16 protein-coding genes and 1 pseudogene are annotated in these 17,299 nt (G+C 72.2%); 10 read left to right on the top strand and 7 right to left on the bottom strand.

Annotated features, from left to right (window positions below; translation table 11 throughout):
- Nucleotides 1-42 precede the first annotated feature (42 nt).
- Nucleotides 43-216 (top strand): hypothetical protein, encoded by a 174-nt coding sequence (locus ACWEK3_RS13450; RefSeq protein ID WP_361413987.1) that lies wholly within the window; start codon nucleotides 43-45, stop codon nucleotides 214-216.
- 164 nt (nucleotides 217-380) lie between these two features.
- On the opposite strand, the gene ACWEK3_RS13455 is transcribed toward ACWEK3_RS13450, so the two are convergent.
- Nucleotides 381-749 carry a hypothetical protein gene (locus ACWEK3_RS13455; RefSeq protein ID WP_450537889.1) on the bottom strand — a complete coding sequence of 123 codons (369 nt, stop codon included), beginning with the start codon at nucleotides 747-749 and terminating at the stop codon, nucleotides 381-383.
- 281 nt (nucleotides 750-1,030) lie between these two features.
- Here ACWEK3_RS13455 and oxc point away from each other — a divergent pair, with 281 nt between their 5' ends.
- From oxc to ACWEK3_RS13480, 5 genes are all read left to right on the top strand, one after another.
- Nucleotides 1,031-2,764 (top strand): oxalyl-CoA decarboxylase, encoded by a 1,734-nt coding sequence (oxc, locus tag ACWEK3_RS13460; RefSeq protein ID WP_453249711.1) that lies wholly within the window; start codon nucleotides 1,031-1,033, stop codon nucleotides 2,762-2,764.
- A gap of 561 nt (nucleotides 2,765-3,325) precedes the next feature.
- Entirely contained in the window at nucleotides 3,326-4,198 is an 873-nt protein-coding gene (locus ACWEK3_RS13465; protein WP_453249712.1) for an NAD(P)-dependent oxidoreductase, read from the top strand.
- A 175-nt stretch (nucleotides 4,199-4,373) separates the two neighbouring features.
- Entirely contained in the window at nucleotides 4,374-4,607 is a 234-nt protein-coding gene (locus tag ACWEK3_RS13470) for a hypothetical protein (RefSeq protein WP_361413975.1), read from the top strand.
- A gap of 20 nt (nucleotides 4,608-4,627) precedes the next feature.
- A complete protein-coding gene (locus ACWEK3_RS13475; protein ID WP_453249713.1) occupies nucleotides 4,628-5,089 on the top strand; it encodes a hypothetical protein in 462 nt (153 codons plus the stop codon).
- A 44-nt stretch (nucleotides 5,090-5,133) separates the two neighbouring features.
- On the top strand, nucleotides 5,134-6,261 hold the full coding sequence (locus ACWEK3_RS13480) for a CapA family protein (protein ID WP_450537886.1): 1,128 nt from the start codon (nucleotides 5,134-5,136) through the stop codon (nucleotides 6,259-6,261).
- 128 nt (nucleotides 6,262-6,389) lie between these two features.
- On the opposite strand, the gene ACWEK3_RS13485 is transcribed toward ACWEK3_RS13480, so the two are convergent.
- On the bottom strand, nucleotides 6,390-7,844 hold the full coding sequence (locus ACWEK3_RS13485) for a dihydrolipoyl dehydrogenase family protein (RefSeq protein WP_453249768.1): 1,455 nt from the start codon (nucleotides 7,842-7,844) through the stop codon (nucleotides 6,390-6,392).
- A gap of 216 nt (nucleotides 7,845-8,060) precedes the next feature.
- On the opposite strand from ACWEK3_RS13485, the gene ACWEK3_RS13490 reads away from it, so the two are divergent.
- Entirely contained in the window at nucleotides 8,061-8,798 is a 738-nt protein-coding gene (locus tag ACWEK3_RS13490; protein ID WP_453249769.1) for an SDR family NAD(P)-dependent oxidoreductase, read from the top strand.
- 620 nt (nucleotides 8,799-9,418) lie between these two features.
- Here the strand turns inward: ACWEK3_RS13490 and ACWEK3_RS13495 are convergent.
- Both ACWEK3_RS13495 and ACWEK3_RS13500 read right to left on the bottom strand, forming a co-directional pair.
- Nucleotides 9,419-10,426, bottom strand: coding sequence for a 1-aminocyclopropane-1-carboxylate deaminase (locus ACWEK3_RS13495; RefSeq protein WP_453249714.1), 1,008 nt, complete (start codon nucleotides 10,424-10,426; stop codon nucleotides 9,419-9,421).
- Between the two features lie 9 nt (nucleotides 10,427-10,435).
- Nucleotides 10,436-11,107 carry a GntR family transcriptional regulator gene (locus ACWEK3_RS13500; RefSeq protein WP_453249715.1) on the bottom strand — a complete coding sequence of 224 codons (672 nt, stop codon included), beginning with the start codon at nucleotides 11,105-11,107 and terminating at the stop codon, nucleotides 10,436-10,438.
- A 454-nt stretch (nucleotides 11,108-11,561) separates the two neighbouring features.
- Here ACWEK3_RS13500 and ACWEK3_RS13505 point away from each other — a divergent pair, with 454 nt between their 5' ends.
- From ACWEK3_RS13505 to ACWEK3_RS13515, 3 genes and pseudogenes are all read left to right on the top strand, one after another.
- Nucleotides 11,562-12,767 (top strand): cytochrome P450, encoded by a 1,206-nt coding sequence (locus ACWEK3_RS13505; protein WP_450537881.1) that lies wholly within the window; start codon nucleotides 11,562-11,564, stop codon nucleotides 12,765-12,767.
- Nucleotides 12,768-12,970: 203 nt separating this feature from the next.
- Nucleotides 12,971-13,327, top strand: a pseudogene (locus ACWEK3_RS13510) (isochorismatase family protein); the annotation flags it as partial.
- 43 nt (nucleotides 13,328-13,370) lie between these two features.
- Nucleotides 13,371-13,613 (top strand): hypothetical protein, encoded by a 243-nt coding sequence (locus ACWEK3_RS13515; RefSeq protein WP_453249716.1) that lies wholly within the window; start codon nucleotides 13,371-13,373, stop codon nucleotides 13,611-13,613.
- Nucleotides 13,614-13,654: 41 nt separating this feature from the next.
- On the opposite strand, the gene ACWEK3_RS13520 is transcribed toward ACWEK3_RS13515, so the two are convergent.
- From ACWEK3_RS13520 to ACWEK3_RS13530, 3 genes are all read right to left on the bottom strand, one after another.
- Nucleotides 13,655-14,623: a LysR family transcriptional regulator gene (locus tag ACWEK3_RS13520; protein ID WP_450537878.1), complete on the bottom strand. Its 969-nt coding sequence runs from the start codon at nucleotides 14,621-14,623 to the stop codon at nucleotides 13,655-13,657.
- A 132-nt stretch (nucleotides 14,624-14,755) separates the two neighbouring features.
- A complete protein-coding gene (locus ACWEK3_RS13525; protein ID WP_450537877.1) occupies nucleotides 14,756-15,400 on the bottom strand; it encodes a hypothetical protein in 645 nt (214 codons plus the stop codon).
- Nucleotides 15,397-17,124 carry a PHP domain-containing protein gene (locus ACWEK3_RS13530; RefSeq protein ID WP_450537876.1) on the bottom strand — a complete coding sequence of 576 codons (1,728 nt, stop codon included), beginning with the start codon at nucleotides 17,122-17,124 and terminating at the stop codon, nucleotides 15,397-15,399. Before ACWEK3_RS13530 ends, ACWEK3_RS13525 begins: the two co-directional genes overlap by 4 nt.
- Nucleotides 17,125-17,299 lie beyond the last annotated feature (175 nt).

Raw genomic sequence — 17,299 nt, forward strand, 5'->3', positions numbered from 1 at the left:
TCGCGGGCAGGCGGGTGGGTGAGCGCCAGGGAAAGGACCGACATGAGCGCCGGAGAGAAGGCCAGGGCCACGACCGAGCAGCTGGTCGGGAAGGCCGTGAGGAAGGTGGCGCACGCGCTCCACAACGAGACCACGGCGGCCAAGGGAGCCGCACTGGAGGCCCGGGGCAAGGCCCGAGCCGCCAAGGAACGGCCGAAGAGCGGCCTCGGGAACTGAGCACGCGCGCCCGCGCGCACGGACGGGGGCTCGGCGCGCCACCGCGGATCCGGCACGCCGGACCGGGCGCGACGCGATGAACCGGACAGGATCCACGACACGACGCCGTCCGACGCGGCGGCACGACCGAGGGGGCCGGCAGCCCGTACCGCCGGCCCCCTCGGTCATGCCGCGAGGGCGCTCGTCCGCAGGGGGCGGCGCGGCGCGACCGGGGTGTCCGCGGGTCCGACGCGGTAGGTGGTCCTGGTGGAGTCGACGAGGGGCTCGCCGAGCGTGATCCGTCCGCTGGAGTGCAGCATGTCGCACATGTCCGTGGGCAACGCCACGTAGCAGCTTCCCCGGCCGGTGCGGCGGTCGAACGGCTGCCAGTAGCTGTACCTGCGGCGTCCGCCCGCGTGCACGGTGAGGAACACGAGCGTGGCCGGGTCGGAGATGATGCGCAGGAGGTCAGCACCCGTGGGGCTGAGGGCGGCACCGGCACGGCTGTGGTGGTGCAGGACGACGGCGTGGGCCGGGCCGGATATGGACTGCATCAGCGGGGGCCTTCCTCGATGCTGGGACTGAAGATCACTTACCCAGCTCGGGCGATGTTGATCTCTCTTTCCCGCGGCATTTTCCTGCATGTCACTGACAATGCGGCGGCGACACGCCGCACTGACGTCCGGTCCGCCGCGGCTCGCGATCACACGACGGCTCCGCGGGACGCGGGCCAAGAACACCGCCCCACGCGAATCCTTGCTAGCGCCTCCAACCTCGGGGATACTGAATACAGTATTCCCGAAGCCATTCGTGACGTTCAGGGAGGATCCCGACCATGACCAACGCTTCCTTGCCGGAAACAGGGCTGGGGGACACGGACGATCCGGCCGCTCTCACCGACGGGATCCACCTGGTCGTCGAAGCGCTCAAGCGCAACGGCGTCAAGAACATCTACGGCGTCGTCGGCATCCCGATCACCGATCTGGCGCGCGTCGCGCAGGCGTCGGGCATGCGTTACATCGGCTTCCGCCACGAGAGCGACGCCGGGCACGCGGCGGCGGCGGCCGGATTCCTCACGAAGAGGCCGGGCATCTGCCTGACGGTCTCCGCCCCGGGCTTCCTCAACGGACTCGTGGCCCTCGCCAACGCCACCACGAACTGCTTCCCCATGGTCCAGATCTCCGGATCCAGCGAGCGCCACCTGGTCGACCTCCAGCGGGGCGACTACGAGGAGATGGACCAACTGGCGGCGGCGAAGCCCTTCGTGAAGGCCGCCTACCGGATCCACCGGGCCGAGGACATCGGCCGCGGGGTGGCCCGCGCGATCCGCACCGCGGCCTCCGGGCGTCCCGGAGGGGTCTACCTCGACATCCCGGCCGCGGTGCTCGGAGAGGTCCTCGACAAGGAGCGGGGCGACGCGTCGCTGTGGGAGGTCGTGGACCCGGCGCCGCGTCAGCTGCCGGAACCCGCGGCCGTGGACCGCGCGATCGACCTGCTCGCCGGCGCGGAGCGGCCCCTGGTCGTCCTCGGCAAGGGCGCGGCGTACGCGCAGGCGGACGAGCAGATCCGGGAGTTCGTCGAGACGACCGGCGTGCCCTACCTGCCCATGTCGATGGCCAAGGGCCTGCTGCCCGACGACCACCCGCAGTCGGCGGCCACCGCCCGGTCACTGGCCCTGCGCAGGGCGGACGTCGTGATGCTCGTGGGCGCGCGCCTGAACTGGCTGCTCGGGCACGGCGAGGCACCGCAGTGGGACCCGTCCGCCAAGTTCATCCAGGTGGACATCGCGGCCACCGAGATGGACAGCAACCAGCCCATCGCCGCCCCGCTCGTCGGTGACGTCGCGTCGGTGATGGAGGCCCTGGTCGAGCGGAGCAAGCCCGGCCGGATCCCGGCCGCGCAGGAGTGGCGGGAGGAACTCGCGGCGCGCTCCGCGCAGAACGCGGCCAAGATGGCCAAGCGCCTCGATGCCGCGAAGACCGCGCACCCGATGAAGTTCCTCGGCGCGCTCCAGGTGATCCGCGACGTCCTGGCGGAGAACCCCCGCGCCTACGTCGTCAACGAGGGCGCCAACGCGCTCGACCTGGCCCGCAACACGATCGGCATGCGGACCCCGCGCCACCGGCTGGACAGCGGTACCTGGGGCGTCATGGGCATCGGCATGGGGTATGCCATCGCCGCCGCCGTCGAGACCGGAGACCCCGTGGTCGCCATCGAGGGGGACAGCGCCTTCGGGTTCAGCGGCATGGAGATCGAGGCCGTCTGCCGCTACAACCTGCCCATCGTCACCGTCGTCCTCAACAACAGCGGCGTCTACCGCGGCGACGAGGCCTCCACCTCCGCGGACCCCGCGCCGACCGCCCTCAAGGCCCGCCACGACCTCATGATCCAGGCGTTCGGCGGCAAGGGCTACCAGGCGACGACACCCGACGAGGTCGCCACCGCCCTGCGGGAAGCCCTGGCCTCGGGTACCCCGGCGCTCATCGACTGCGTGATCGACCCGTCGGACGGGACCGAGAGCGGCAACATCTCCCACCTCAACCCGAAGGGCATCACGGTCCAGCGCTGACCGAACCCGGCGACTCCCCGCACCCCCAGTCCCGTCGCGGTCTTCCGGGACGCTGAACAAGGAATGCCGCCGCACCCCGTGCTGACCCGCACCCTGGCGGGTCAGCAGGGGATCCTCCTCCATGCCCGGACGCCCACTCGGCGCATGGCCCGCGCCAAGGTGCCCCGGATGCGCACCGCCGGCGTCCGCCGCAACTCGCCCATCCGCGCGTCGGCGCGGTGCAGCCGCCCCACGAGGGGCCCGGGCTCACCGAGTGCGAGAGGCCGGTGCACCGCCTCCGCGTGCGGGCGCCCTCTGTGCTCTTCCGCCACCGCCGCGCCTCCGCGCCGTATGCGCGCGTGATCTCGCCGACGACTTCAGCCCGGTTCGCGCTCGACTGCACGAGCGGGCCGCACGGACGACGATCCCCGTCCGTCGGGTGACGGAGTCCCAACTGCGCCGTTCGGTGGCGCGTGGGCGGTCATGACGGCCTGCCGGACCACACCGAGAGCAAGATGATCGCCACCCGGTGTGACCGATGGTCCGCACGGACCGACCGGGCACGGGAGAGGAGCCACAGGGATGGATGGGATCGGGTTCGTCGGGCTCGGCACGATGGGCCGTCCGATGGCGCGCAGGCTGCTGGCCGCCGGGCACCGCGTGGTGGTGTGGAACAGGTCGCGGCCCGCGGTCGAGGAACTGCGCGCGGACGGAGCGGAGGCCGCGGCGGACCTCGCGGAGGTGTTCAGACTCCCCGTGGTGATGAGCATGCTGTCCGACGACGCCGGCATCCGGTCGCTCATCCTGGACAGCGGGGTGCTGGACGGCTCCGAGTGCCGCGTGCACGTGAACCTGGCGACGGTGTCGGCCGGCTTCGCCTCCGAGGCGGAACAGCGGCACACGCAGCGGGGCATCGGATACGTGGCGGCGCCGGTGCTGGGCCGGGCCGATGTGGCGGCGGCCGGAAAGCTGAACGTCCTGGCCGCCGGCGCCCCCGAGGCACTGGACCTGGCACGCCCCGTCCTCGAACCGCTGGCCGGGCGGATCTGGGAACTGGGAGACGACCCGGCACGGGCCAACGTGGTCAAGATCGCGGTCAACTTCCTGCTGGCCGCCGCGGTCGAGGCCACCGCGGAGGCGACGTCGCTGGTGGAGTCGTACGGCGTCGAGGCCGCAGCGTTCGTCGAGCTGATCAGCGGGACGCTGTTCCCCGGACCGGTCTACGGCACGTACGGCGGGCTCATGGCCCAACAGCGCTACGAGCCCCCCGGGTTCACGCCGCGGCTCGGGCTCAAGGACGTGGGCCTCGCCCTGTCGGCGGCGCATCGCCACGACCTGGCCCTGCCCACCGGCAGCCTCGTACGGGACGCCCTGCTCGAAGCCGTCGCGGCGGGCTGGTCCGAGCGCGACTGGGCCACGCTCGCCGAGGTCGCCCGGCGGAGGGCGGGCCGCTGATACGCACCGGCCGGGGTTGTGGAGCGTGGGGTCCGTCGGAGTGGTTGTGCCGCGGCGGCCGGTCCGACCGGTGCCGTTGGTGGAATACGGCTCGGGATACGCGACCCGACTCTCGGGATCCGCGGCCCGATCCGACGCCGGGGCACCGGTCCGGCACAGCGAGGAGTGAAGGCTCATGGCAGTGTGCGAGGTCTGCGACAACGACTACGAGATGGCATTCGAGGTACGCACGGGCAACGCCGTCCACATCTTCGACAGCCTCGAATGCGCGGCCCAGCGGATCGCCCCGACCTGCGACAACTGCCAATGCCGCATCCTCGGCCACGGTCTCCAGGCCGACGGACGCTTCTTCTGCTGCGCCAACTGCGCACGCCGGCGCGGATTCGCGCAACTCGTCGACCACGCCTGACCCCGCGGCGGGAGGAACCCATGGAACTGCCACTGAAGGCCCACCACATCGCTCCACGGCTGGCGACCGGGGCGTTCATTCTCCATTCGGGTCTGGGCAAGCTCTCGGCGGACGAGCAGACGGAGGAGGGTCTGCACGCGATGGCCACCCACGCCTACCCGCTCCTGAGCAGGCTCTCTCCCCACCGCTTCACCCGGCTGCTCGGCACCGCCGAGGTGACACTGGGCGCGGCGCTGCTGACACCGCTGGTGCCCAGCGGCATCGCCGGGGCGGGGCTGACGGCGTTCTCCTCGGGCCTGGTCGGGCTCTACCTGCGCACGCCCGGCACCCACGCCAAGGGCAGCCCGCTGCCCACCCAGCAGGGCATCCCGCTCGCGAAGGACTCCTGGCTGCTCGCCATCGGACTGGGTCTGATCAGCGACCGTGCGTCCTGGTCGTGTCCGCGCCCGGCCGGCCGGCGGCGGTGTGGCCGGCGCAGGTAGCCGCACCGGGCGGTGACGTGCCGTCCGGCCACTACTGTGGGGGTATGCGCGGCGGCGTGGTGACGCTGTTCCTGTGCGGCGACGTGATGCTCGGCCGCGGCGTCGACCAGATCCTCCCGTGCCCCGGTGATCCGGCCCTGCGGGAGGCCTGGGTCCACGACGCCCGGTCCTACGTCGAGCTGGCGGAGGCGGCGAGCGGCCCGATTCCCGCCCCGGTCCCACCGGCGTGGCCGTGGGGCGAGACCCTGCCGGTGCTGGCGGCCGCCGCCCCGGACCTACGGATCGTGAATCTGGAGACGTCCGTGACTCGCGGCGACGCGTTCGCGCCGGAGAAAGAGGTCCACTACCGGATGCACCCGGCCAACCTGCCCGCCCTGGAGGTGGCCCGGCCCGACGTCTGCGTCCTGGCCAACAACCACACGCTGGACTTCGGCCGTGCGGGGCTGCTGGAGACCCTGGACTCCCTGACGGGTGCGGGACTGCCGGTGGCGGGCGCCGGCCGGGACGCGGAGTCGGCGTACGCGCCCGCGGTGTGCCCGGTCGCGGACGGGGTCCGCGTGCTGGTGTTCGCCCTGGGGATGACGTCCAGCGGCATACCGGGGAGCTGGGCGGCGACCGCGGACCTCGCCGGTGTCGCGTACGTCCCCGCGGCGACGGCGGAGGCGGCCGCGGCGGTCGTCGAGCGCGTCCGGCGGGCGCGGTCTCCGGGTGACCTCGTGGTCGTCTCGGTGCACTGGGGGTCCAACTGGGGCTACCACGTCCCCCGGGAGCAGATCCGCTTCGCCCGCGCTCTGGTCGACGGTGGTGTCGACGTCGTCCACGGGCACTCCTCGCACCACCCCCGTCCCGTCGAGGTGTACCGCGACCGGCTGATCCTGTACGGCTGCGGCGACTTCATCGACGACTACGAGGGCATCTCCGGCTACGAGCAGTACCGCGACGACCTGCGGATCGCCTACTTCCCCTCGCTCACGGCGGCCACGGGACGGCTCGCGGACCTGCGCATGGTGCCGCTGCGGGCCCGGCGGATGCGGCTGGAACCCGCCACCGGGGAGGACCGCGCATGGCTGCGGACGACCCTCGGCCGGATCAGCACGGGCGTGGCCATCATCCCGGGGCCGGACGGCACGCTCAGAGCGGTACGGACGACGGCCCACGCACAGGAGCCGTAAGACCCGTGCGGCACGGAAGCGCCGCCGGGCGCACGGCCCGCCCCCTGAATGCCGGCCGGCGTGGCCGACCGGCCGCGACCGGGCGCCGATCAAGCGTGTCCGGCTGAGTGGGCGGCAGGCGCCGGGACTCAGCCGCGGTCCTTCTGGTAGGCGGCGAGGAGGAAGAGCCAGATCTCGCTCACGGTCGGGAAGCAGGCGACGGCGTGCCTGAGCCGTTTGAGCGGTACCTCGCCGGCGACCGCGACGGTGGCCGAGTGGAGCAGTTCGCTGACCCCGGGGCCGACGAAGGTGACGCCCAGGAGGACTTCGCGGTCGAGGTCGACCACCATCCGGGCGTGGCCCTCGTAGTCGTCGGCGTACAGGTCGGCGCCCTGGGCCGCGTCGAAGTCGAGGTCGACGGTCTTGACGCGGTAGCCGGCGGCGGCCGCCTGTTCGGCGGTCAGGCCGACGGAGGCCGCCTCGGGGTCGGTGAAGAACACCTGGGGGACGGCGTGCTCGTCGGCGGTGGTGGCGTGGTCGCCCCAGTCGGCGTCGTCCGGGCGGCCGGCGGCGCGGGCGCCGATGGCGTCGCCCGCGGTACGGGCCTGGTACTTGCCCTCGTGGGTGAGGAGGGCGCGGTGGTTGACGTCGCCCAGGGCGTAGAGCCATGCGCCGTCGACGCCGCGGACGAGGCACGTGGTGTCCACCTCCAGCCAGGAGCCGGGGGTGAGGCCGACGGTGTCCAGGCCGATGTCGTCGGTGGCGGGGGTGCGGCCGGTGGCGAACATGACCTCGTCGGCCTCCAGTTCGCTGCCGTCGTCGAGCGTGAGGGTGACCGGTCCGGTGGGATCCGGGCGGCGCAGCGCGGTGACCTGCGCGCCGATCCGTACGTCCGCGCCTGCCCGGGTGAGGCCGCGTTCGATCAGCTCGCCCGCGAACGGTTCCATACGGGGGACGAGGCGGCGTCGGACGAGCAGCGTGACCCGGGAGCCGAGGCCCTGCCAGAGGGTGGCCATCTCCACGCCGACTCCCCCGCCGCCGATGATGGCGAGCCGGGCCGGCACGGTACTGGAGTCGGTCCCGTGCCGGTTCGTCCAGGGCCGTGCCTCCTCCATGCCGGGGATGTCGGGCAGGGCCGCCCGGCTGCCGGTGGCGATGGCCACCGCGTGCCGGGCGGTGAGCGTCTGCCGCGCACCGTCGTCACGGGTGACGGTGACCCGGCGGGGACCGTCGATCCGGCCCTGCCCGCGGAAGAGGTCCGCGCCGATCGACTTGACCCCCTCGGTCTGTCCGCTGTCGTCCCAGTCGGCGACGTAGTGGTCGCGGCGCGCGAAGACCCGGTCGGTGTCGAGCCGGCCGGTGACGGCCTGGCGGGCGCCGTCCACGCGTCGGGCGTCGGCGACGGCGATGACCGGCCGCAGCAGCGCCTTGCTGGGGACACACGCCCAGTAGGAGCATTCACCGCCGACGAGTTCCCGCTCCACGACGGCGACGGTGAGTCCGGCGGCGCGGGCGCGGTCGGCGACGTTCTGGCCGACCGGACCGGCACCCAGCACGATCACGTCGTACGTGGCGCTTCCCTGGTTCTCGCGTGTTTCGGTCATCGGTCCCTCGCTGGTGGTCATGCGGACGCGGCCCCTGTCGTTCATCCCACCTGCGCCAGGCGCCTCACGACGAGCCGACACAAGTCCCACCATTGGCCGCACGATCCGCCGCCGCCCTGCCTCATGGCGGGCGGCGGAGGTGCCGATGAGGCGGAACGGAATCTCGTACCGGATCTTGTCTCACCGCGGAGAACGACACTCATCGGTCCTTTTGAACTGACCGGACGCGTAGCCCTGGTGACCGGAGCGACCAGCGGCATCGGAGCCGCCACCGCGGCGCTGCTCGCCGAGCGGGGCGCGCACGTCCTGGTCGCGGGCCGGGACCGCACCCGCGGCGAGGCCGTGGTCGCCGGCATCCGCGACCGCGGCGGCAGGGCCGACTTCGTCGCCGCCGACCTGCGCACCGCGGAGTCGGTGCGGCAACTGGCCGGGAAAGCCGTCGGCGCGGGCGGCGGCCGGGTCGACATCCTCGTCAACAACGCCGGCGTGTACCCGTTCGGCCCCACGGAGCAGGTGCCGCAGGACGAGGTGGACACCGTCTACGACCTGAACGTGAAGGCCCCGTTCCACCTGGTGGCGGCCCTCGCCCCGGCGATGGCCGCACGCGGGCACGGCGCGATCGTGAACGTCAGCACCATGGTCGCGGAGTACGGCGTCTCCGGGATGGCGCTGTACGGGTCGAGCAAGGCGGCACTGAACCTGCTGACCAAGGCGTGGGCCGCCGAGTTCGGCCCCCACGGGGTGCGGGTCAACGCCGTGGAGCCCGGTCCGACCCGTACGGAGAGCACCGTCGGCATGGGTGAGGCCCTCGACGCCCTGGCCGCGGAAGCCCCCGCCGGGCGCCCGGCCGCACCGGAGGAGATCGCCGAGGCGATCGCCTACCTGGCCAGCGATGCCGCGAGCTTCGTCCAGGGCGCGGTGCTGCCCGCGGACGGCGGCCGCACGGCCGTCTGACCCCCGGGCCGACGGGCCCGCACCGCCGTCCGATCCCCGGCCGGCCAAGGCCGCTCCGCCCGTCCGGTTCCTGACCCGCAGAGACCTGCAGCACCGTCTGACCCATGGCCCGCCGGAGCCTCACCGCCGTCTGACCCACCGCGCACTGGGGCCGTACCGCCCGTCCGCCCCCGGCCGACCGAGGCCGCACCGCCCGTCCGGTTCCTGTCTCGCAGAGACCCGCAACACCGTCTGCCCCACGGCCCGCCATGGCCGCACTCCATCACAGTCCATCGCAGCCGCACCGCCGCCGGACCCACAGCCCTCAGTGCCGCACCTCCGACTGACCAACAGCCCCGTGCCGGGCCGCCCTCTGCCCCGCTCGCCGGGTCGGCGGCAGGGCGTCGCCCGATCAGGTTCCGCGGCGGGGCCGGGTGCCCCACGGCCCGCCGAGGCCGCACCGCCCGCCTCATACCCCGCGCGCAGGGACCCGCAACACCGCCTGCCCCACGGCCCGCCGCAACCGCACCGCCGTCCGACCCACAGCCCCCGTGCCGGGCCGCCGTCGGTCCCGGGACCACGGGGCGACGGCGGGGCGGCTCCCGATCAGGTTCCGCGGCGGGGCCGGGTGCCTGCCCGGGTCAGTGGAAGGCGCCGCTGTAGGCGTTGAGGGCGGGCTGGCCGCCCAGGTGGGCGTACAGGACGTTGGAGTCCTTGGGGATGTCTCCGCGTTGGACGAGGTCGATGAGCCCGGCCATGGACTTGCCCTCGTAGACGGGGTCGATGATCATGCCTTCGAGGCGGCCGGTGAGGCGGATGGCGTCCAGGGTGGACTGGACGGGGATGCCGTAGAAGTCGCCGGCCCAGCCCTCCAGGACGATGATCTCGTCGTCGCGCAACTCCCGGCCGAGGCCGATGAGTTCGGCTGTGTTGCGGGCGATCTTCTCCACCTGGGCGCGGGTCTCGTCGATCTTGGCCGAGGCATCGATGCCCAGCACGCGGCGGGGCCTGTCCTGGCCCGCGAAGCCGGCGATCATGCCCGCGTGCGTGCTGCCGGTGACGCTGCACACCACGATCGTGTCGAAGAAGACCCCGAGTTCACGTTCCTGCCGCTGGACCTCGTAGGCCCAGTTGGCGAAGCCGAGGCCGCCCAGGGGGTGGTCGGAGCCTCCGGCGGGGATGGCGTACGGAGTGCCGCCGGCGGCGCGGACGTCCTCCAGGGCCTGGTGCCAGCTGTCCTTGAACCCGATGCCGAAACCCGCCTGGACCAGCCGTACGTCGGCGCCCATGACGCGGGACAGCAGGATGTTGCCGACCTTGTCGTTGACCGCGTCCGGCCAGTCCACCCAGCTCTCCTGCACCAGGACGGCCTTCAGACCCACCCTCGCGGCGACCGCGGCCACCTGCCGGGTGTGGTTGGACTGGACGCCGCCGATACTGACCAGGGTGTCCGCGCCCTTGCTGAGCGCGTCGGGGACCAGGTACTCGAGTTTGCGGGTCTTGTTGCCGCCGAAGGCCAGCCCGCTGTTGCAGTCCTCCCGCTTGGCCCAGATACGGGCACCGCCGAGATGGTCACTGAGCCGGTCCAGCGGGTGGACGGGGCTGGGGCCGAACAGCAGGGGGTGGCGCTCGAAGGACTCGAGGGACATCTGTGGCTCCTAGTCGGTGTCGGGGAGCAGGGTGTCGAGCAGCGGCAGCAGCGTCTGCCAGTTGGTGCGGGTGGCGGCCACGGCCCCCTCGACGTCTCCGGCCTCGCACAGCGCGATGATCCGGTCGTGCTGGGCGACCGAGCCGCGGCCGCTCAGTGAGGAGAAACGCAGTCTCTCCACGCGCCGCAGCACCGGCGTGAACTGCTCCAGGACGGAGCGGACGGCCGGGTTGGCACAGGCGGTGACGGCGACGCCGTGGAAGGCGTCGTCGGCGGCGATCGCCGCGTCGACGTCGTTGCGGCGCAGCGCGTCGGCGAAGCGCGCGTTGGCCTGGCGCATGGAGTCCAGCTCGGCGGCGGACAGGTTGGGCATCGCCTCGCGGACGGCGAGTTCGTGCATGGCCGCCGTCACCGACTGGGCCGCACGCGCCGCCCGGACGTCCAGGGGGCTGACCATGGTGTAGCGGCCGGGCTTCGTCCGCACCAGGCCGGCCTGCTCCAGACGTGCCAGGGCCTCCCGCACCGGTGTGCGGCTGACGCCCAGCCACTCCACCAGGTCGCTGTCGTTGAGGCGCTCCCCCGGTGCGAGGGTGCCGTCGACGATGGCGTCCCGGATGGCCCGGTAGGCGTTGTCGCGAAGGAGTGACCTGGAGACGAGCCCCCGGCTCTGCGGCACTGGCATGCAATATATTGCACGCTGCATGACGGATAGCTGTCAAGAGTGCGCCGTCGGAGGTCCTTCCGTTACCGGCCGATACCGGCGCCGCCGTCGCGCAAAGGCTTGTTAACCCACCTGGCTGGACTGACGGAGCGGGTCACCGGCTCGCGTGTTTCCATCAGCAAGGAGGCAATGGGGCCGCGGCGGCCCTGGCGCCCGCACTCACCGGGGTACCGGCCGGCGCGCGCTCCGTCCGCCGTCCCGGAGGATCGCGCGCACCTCGGGGGCCCGGTGCCACCGCCTCCGTCACCTTCCCACCGCTCGGCGGCGGATGGGCCGCCGCGCTCAGCGGTGGCCCGGTGTCGATCGCCAACGAGGGACGGCCCGCCTCGTTCTGCTCGGCGGTCGGCGGCGCCGTGAGCCTTCGCCGGGCCTGGACACCACCGACGTCGTACCCATGCCCGAAGGAAGCGACCTGATGACCACGGACAACGAGACGGCCGTCTGCCCGTTCGACTTCAGCGAAGCCCTGGAGTTCGATCCCTCCCTCGCGGACCTGATGTGCCGCGACACCCCCGCACGGATCCGGCTGCGCTACGGCGACGCGGACGCCTGGCTGGTCACCGGCTTCGACGCCGTCAAGCAGGTGACCACCGACCAGCGGTTCAGCCGGGCGGGCATCATCGGACGCGACTACCCCCGGATGACGCCGGAGCCCATCGTGTCGCCCGAGTCGATCAACGTGATGGACCCGCCGTACAGCAGCCGCGTCCGTCATCTGGCCTCACAGGCCTTCACCCAGCCGCAGGTGGAGAACATGCGCCACCGGATCGTCCGGCTCGCGGACGATCTGCTGGACCGCATGGAGGAGGAGGGCCCACCGGCGGACCTGATCCGGCACCTTTCCGACCCTCTTCCCCAGCACACCGTCCTGGACCTCCTCGGCATCGAGCGGGAGGAATGGCCCCGGATCCAGAAGGCGGTGCACCAACTGCTCGTCGTCGGCGCGGACACCAAGGAGGCCGCGGCGGACGCCAAGAGGGATCTGACGGCCTACTTCGGCGAACTCGTCGCACAGCGGAGGAAGTCGCCCGGCAGCGACCTCATCAGCGCGATGGCCGCGGCGCGGGACGGCAAGGAGCAGCTGGACGACCGGGAACTGGCGGTCATGACGCTCATGCTGGCGCTCAGCGGCCAGGACACGGCGACCTGCGAGATCAGCGACATCGTGTACCTGCTCCTGACCCGGCCCGAGCTGGCGGAACGCGTCAGGAGCCGGCCCGAGGCCCTGCCCGAGGTGCTCCACGAGTTGCTCCGCCACATCCCGTTCCGCAAGGGGGTCGGCATCCCCCGGGTGGCTCTCGAGGACGTGGAGCTGGGCGGTGTGCTGATCCGGGCGGGCGACTACGTCCACGTGTCGTACCTGACGGCCAACCGCGACCCGGAGCGCTACACGGACCCGCACGACATCGACGTCGACCGGCCGAACTCCCCTCATATGACGTTCGGCTGGGGCGGGCACCGGTGCATCGCGATGCCTCTGGCCATGGCAGAGCTCGAAGTGGCCATCGGGCGGCTCATGGAGCGCTTCCCGGGGCTGCGGCTCGCGGTGCCGCCGGAGGAGGTGCGCTGGGACCAGAAGACGATCAGGCGGTTCCCCCTGGAGCTGCCGGTGGCCTGGTAGGGACGCCCGCCGGGCAGGGCAACGCGCACGCCGCACGGCCTCGGCTGATCGGACCGCGGACGCTCGGTGCCGCACCGCGACGGTATAAAGAATTCCTATGACTGGCAGGGTGCGTTTCACGGTTAGGCTCTGGCCCAATCCTCGGGCCATGTTCTCCGGCCTTCCGTATTCGAAACGCAAGAGGAGTTCATCCGTTGAACGCGATGTGGCGCGTGAATCCGCAGAAGACGGCTCTGCTCGTGATCGACATGCAGAACGACTTTGTCCTCGAGGGATATCCGATGGAAGTGCCGATGGCACGCCATCGGATACCCCGGATGCAGGAGGTCGTCGCCGAGTGCCGGGCGGCCGGTATTCCGGTCGTCTACACCCAGCACATTCTGCTGGACACATTCAATGTGTCTCCGCTGGAATCCACCTACAACCCGGCGCTGCTGAGCGCGGGAATGCGCGAGGGCACTTTCGGTGCGCAGGTCGTCGACGACCTGAAGCCGGAGGCCCACGACGTCGTCGTCGTCAAGCACCGCTACGACGCGTTCCACAACACGCGACTGGAGAACGTGCTGACCAGCATCTCCGGCCTGCGCCGCCGCGGCGGGCACCGTGATGGGTGTCGCGGAGATCTTCGGCGGCGGCGTGGCCCCGTCCGTCGCCGGGTACCTGGCCCAGCACCACGGCATCCACACCGTGCTCTACCTGGCACTCGGCGGACTGCTGCTGTGCGTGGTGGCCGCGTCCTTCCTCCAGGAGACGGCGCCGAAGAAGACCGGCCGTACCGGCGACGAGGACGCCGCCGTCACGACGGCCGCGGGCGTCCAGCCGGAACCCGGTCCCGCCACGCGCTGAGGACCTGCCCGGGAAGCGGAGGACCCGCGCGTCGGCGCGGGTCACCCCGTCCCGGGCGGACCGCCGTCCGGGGCGCCGGGCGGGTCCTCGTCGAGGAACCGCGCGACGGACGCCGCGAACGCCTCGGTCACCCCGTGGTCCCGGCCCGCGTCGCTGACCCCCACCGTGACGTTGATCTGCGGAAGCAGTCCGGGCAGCCGGGCCGAGGGCAGGTCCGTCGCCCGCTGCCCCCGGTCGCCGAGGACGACACCGGCCGGAACCACGGTGATGTACTCCCCCAGCCGGATCAGCGCGTGCATGGTCCGGTAGTCGTCCACCACGTGGAAGCGGGAGATCTCGTACGTCTCGATCAGCGTGGTCGTGATCCTCGCATGGTGCGTCAGCACCGGATTGTCGAACAGCACGAACCGGTAGCGGGACAGCAGCTCCTTCAGGGCGGGGGCGCTGACCTCCTCGAGAACCGTCCCCGGCGGATGGACGAGCGCCATGTCCTCGATGCCGACGACGTCGGTGTGGAACGGGTGGTCCGCTTCCGTGGAGTAGAACAGCCCGGCGTCCAGCTGGTTGAGTTCCAGCAGGTCGATCACCGTCGTGGCCGGCCGGCTGGTCACCCGGAACTCGTCCGCCCCGTACACGTCCAGCGCGCTGCTCACCACGGCCCGCACGGACCGCTCCGACAGCCAGTTGTCCACGCCGAAGACGACCTTGTGCGGATGGCCGGCCACCTCGGCGAAGCTCCGCGGCCGGGACGGGTCCTTCTTGCCCAGGACCGCGGAGGCGTTGGACAGATCCCGGATGAGCTGGGTGGCGTACGGCAGGAAGTACGCGCCCTGCGGGGTCAGCACCGCGCCCTTCCACCCCCGCTCGAACAGCGCGAAACCGAGACTCTCCTCCAGCCGCCGCAGCCGCTGGCTCATCGTCGGCTGCGTGACGTACGAGCCGGCGGCGGCCTTGGAGATACTGCGGTGCTTGGCCACGGCCAGGAAGGAACGAAGCGCCTCGAGATCCACGGTTGCCCCTCCTTCGACCACGACACGGGGCTGGATGGATCGGACCCTACTGCCCCGCGGACCCGTTGTGACCTGCTGGGACCGCGAGGCGGAAGGACTTCTTCCGGGGCATGCCGCCGACCGGGACGGGCGTCAGCCGTGATCGGCGCAGCAGGGCGTGGGGTCGGGCACCTCGAAGGGGGCGAGGACGCCGCCCGCGGCGGGCACGAGCGGCAGCACGAGCTGTCCGTCCTGCCACAGAGGGCGCACGTGATCGCGGGTCGTCACCGAGGTGTCCGGTTCCGGGCCGCTGCCGGGGCCGGACGGCGCCCCGATGACGGTGACCCGATCGATCGCGGTGTGCTGGAGGAGGAAGCTCAGCGGGACCGTGCCGACGAGACGCTGGACACCGGGGTAGACGACGGCACGTCCCTGCTCGCGGGTCTGCTGCTCGGCCGCGGCCAGGGCGGAGCCGTTCGCGTACGGCTCCGGGCCGTGCCGCAGCGCGCCGAAGGCCGCGCCGGACGGCGGCCGGCCCTCGTCCGCGAGGACCGCGAGGAGGGCGACGAGCCGGGGCCACACCGAGGCCGCGGTGTCCGCGTCCGCCAGCGCCAGGGAGACGGCGATGTGCGGCCGCTCGCCGCTGCGGACCGGGTGCGTGCAGACGACAGTGGCGTCCGGCAGGCCGAGCCGCGCCACCAGCTCCTGGGCGAGGTGGTCGGCGCCGCGCAGGTCCGCCGACCCGGCGTCCACACCGATCACGGTGGGGACGCCGGGTCCGCCGGGCGTACCGGTCATGCGGGCAGGACCCACATCGGGTTGGAGTAGAACCACAGGTCCTTCCACGGGTCGGCGTCGCCGACCACGTCCATCGCCGGTCCGGCCGGGTCCACGGAGGCACCGCGCAGACCGACCGCCGTGCGGTTGCCGTCCGTGCCGCGCAGCCGCACGTACACCGGCTTGTCCACGGGGCCGAGGGAGTACGTCAGACGCACCGAGCCGGTGGACTTGTCCACCTCGAAGGACTTCACGACCTTGGTGTCCGGGGTGATGAAGGCGTCCTTGTCGGAGACCCGGCCGGTGACGTCGCCCTGGATCACGTCGACCCGGGCCAGCTTCGGCACGAACTGCGCCCAGTTCGGGCCGTTGGCGAGGCTGATCTCGACGACCAGGTCGACCTGGCTGCCGCGGCGCACGTGCAGCACGTCGCCGAGGGTGACGGCCTTGCCGCCGGAGCGCAGCTGGGCGTTGAGGCCGCTGATCAGCCCGCCGTGGTCGACCCAGACGCGGCCGGCGCGGATGCCTTCCATGACCGCCTGGTAGGAGAAGGAGGCGGCACCGACGTGGGTGCGGGAGTACTGGCCGGGCCAGAAGTCGCCGTCGCCCAGGTTCAGCGCGCCGCCGTGGACGGGGTCCTCGTAGTGGCCGTTGGCGTTGAAGTTGCTGCCCGGCCCGCGGACGGAGGAGTCGGCGTAGACGCTGTGGGAGTCGGAGTTGGCGGTGATCCACCAGGGCTTGCCCTCGGCCAGCAGGCTGTCCCAGAGACCGCCCACGGTCGCGGTCATCCAGTCGAAGCCGCCCCAGGTGCGGTAGCTCTCCAGCGGGTAGCCGGAGAAGGAGTCGGCGCCGGGGCTGCCGTCGTAGTAACCCCGGCCCGAGCCGGGGCCGCCCGGCGCGCGCAGGCCGGCGGCCTGGTGGCCGGGGGCGCCCTCCATGCCGACGGCGATCGTCGGCTGAGCGTCGCGCCAGGCACGGATCTCGTGCGGGGAGTCGATGCCCTTGCGGGCGGGGTGGTTGGCCAGGAACAGGGCGTCCTTGACCTTGCGGCGCTGGACCTGCTCGGCGAGGAAGTTGACGCCCGCGATGGCGAGCGCCTCGTTGGCGGGGGTGTTGGCGGTGGCCTTCTTCACGGCCCCGTCGAAGGAGTTCTCGAACTCCTTCAGCACTGCGACCTCATTCGAGCCGGGGTGGACGAAGACGGTGCCGTGCTCGGCGGCCGGGATGTTCCACTCCAGGCCCTGGAAGACCAGCGTGTCGGAGATCTGTCCGCGGGCGGCGACGATGTCCGGGTTGACCTTCTCCACACCGATCTTGGCGTGCTGCTCGCTGCCGTGGTCGGTGATGACCATCCAGTCCAGGCCGTGCGCGTTGGCCTGGCGCACGTGGTCGACGACCCGGTACTTGCCGTCGGAGCTGTACTGGGTGTGGATGTGGTGGTCGCCGGCCAGCCACAGGTATCCCCCGGAACGGGAGGATTCCGCGGACTGCCGGCTCTGGTTCTGACCCTGGTCCTGGCCCTGGGACGCGGCCGCCTGTCCGGCGCCGGCGAGCACGCTGCCCGCCGCCAGTCCGGCACCGAGCAGGCCGGTGCGGCGCAGCATGGACCTGCGGGACAGCTGATCGGGCGTCAACTCGGTGTCGGGGACCTCCAGGTCCAGCGCCGGCGGCAGGGACCCGCCGCCCGTGCCGTGCCCGTGGTCGTGGTGGTGGTGCCCGTGGGCGTGACTGTGGCCGTGGCCCATGTCCGAACTCCTGCCGTCTGTACGTTAAAAGCGTGTTCGAGCGGCGCCCATGCTGGGCCCCTGCCGCCAACACGGCGGGAACGGCTGGTGACAACGGCGGGTACGGCAGGCGGCACCCGGACGTGGCACGGGGCCACCCGTGGTTTCGGCCCTCGCGCCGGCGCCGTCGGACCGA

This window comes from Streptomyces sp. NPDC004721, assembly GCF_053601495.1.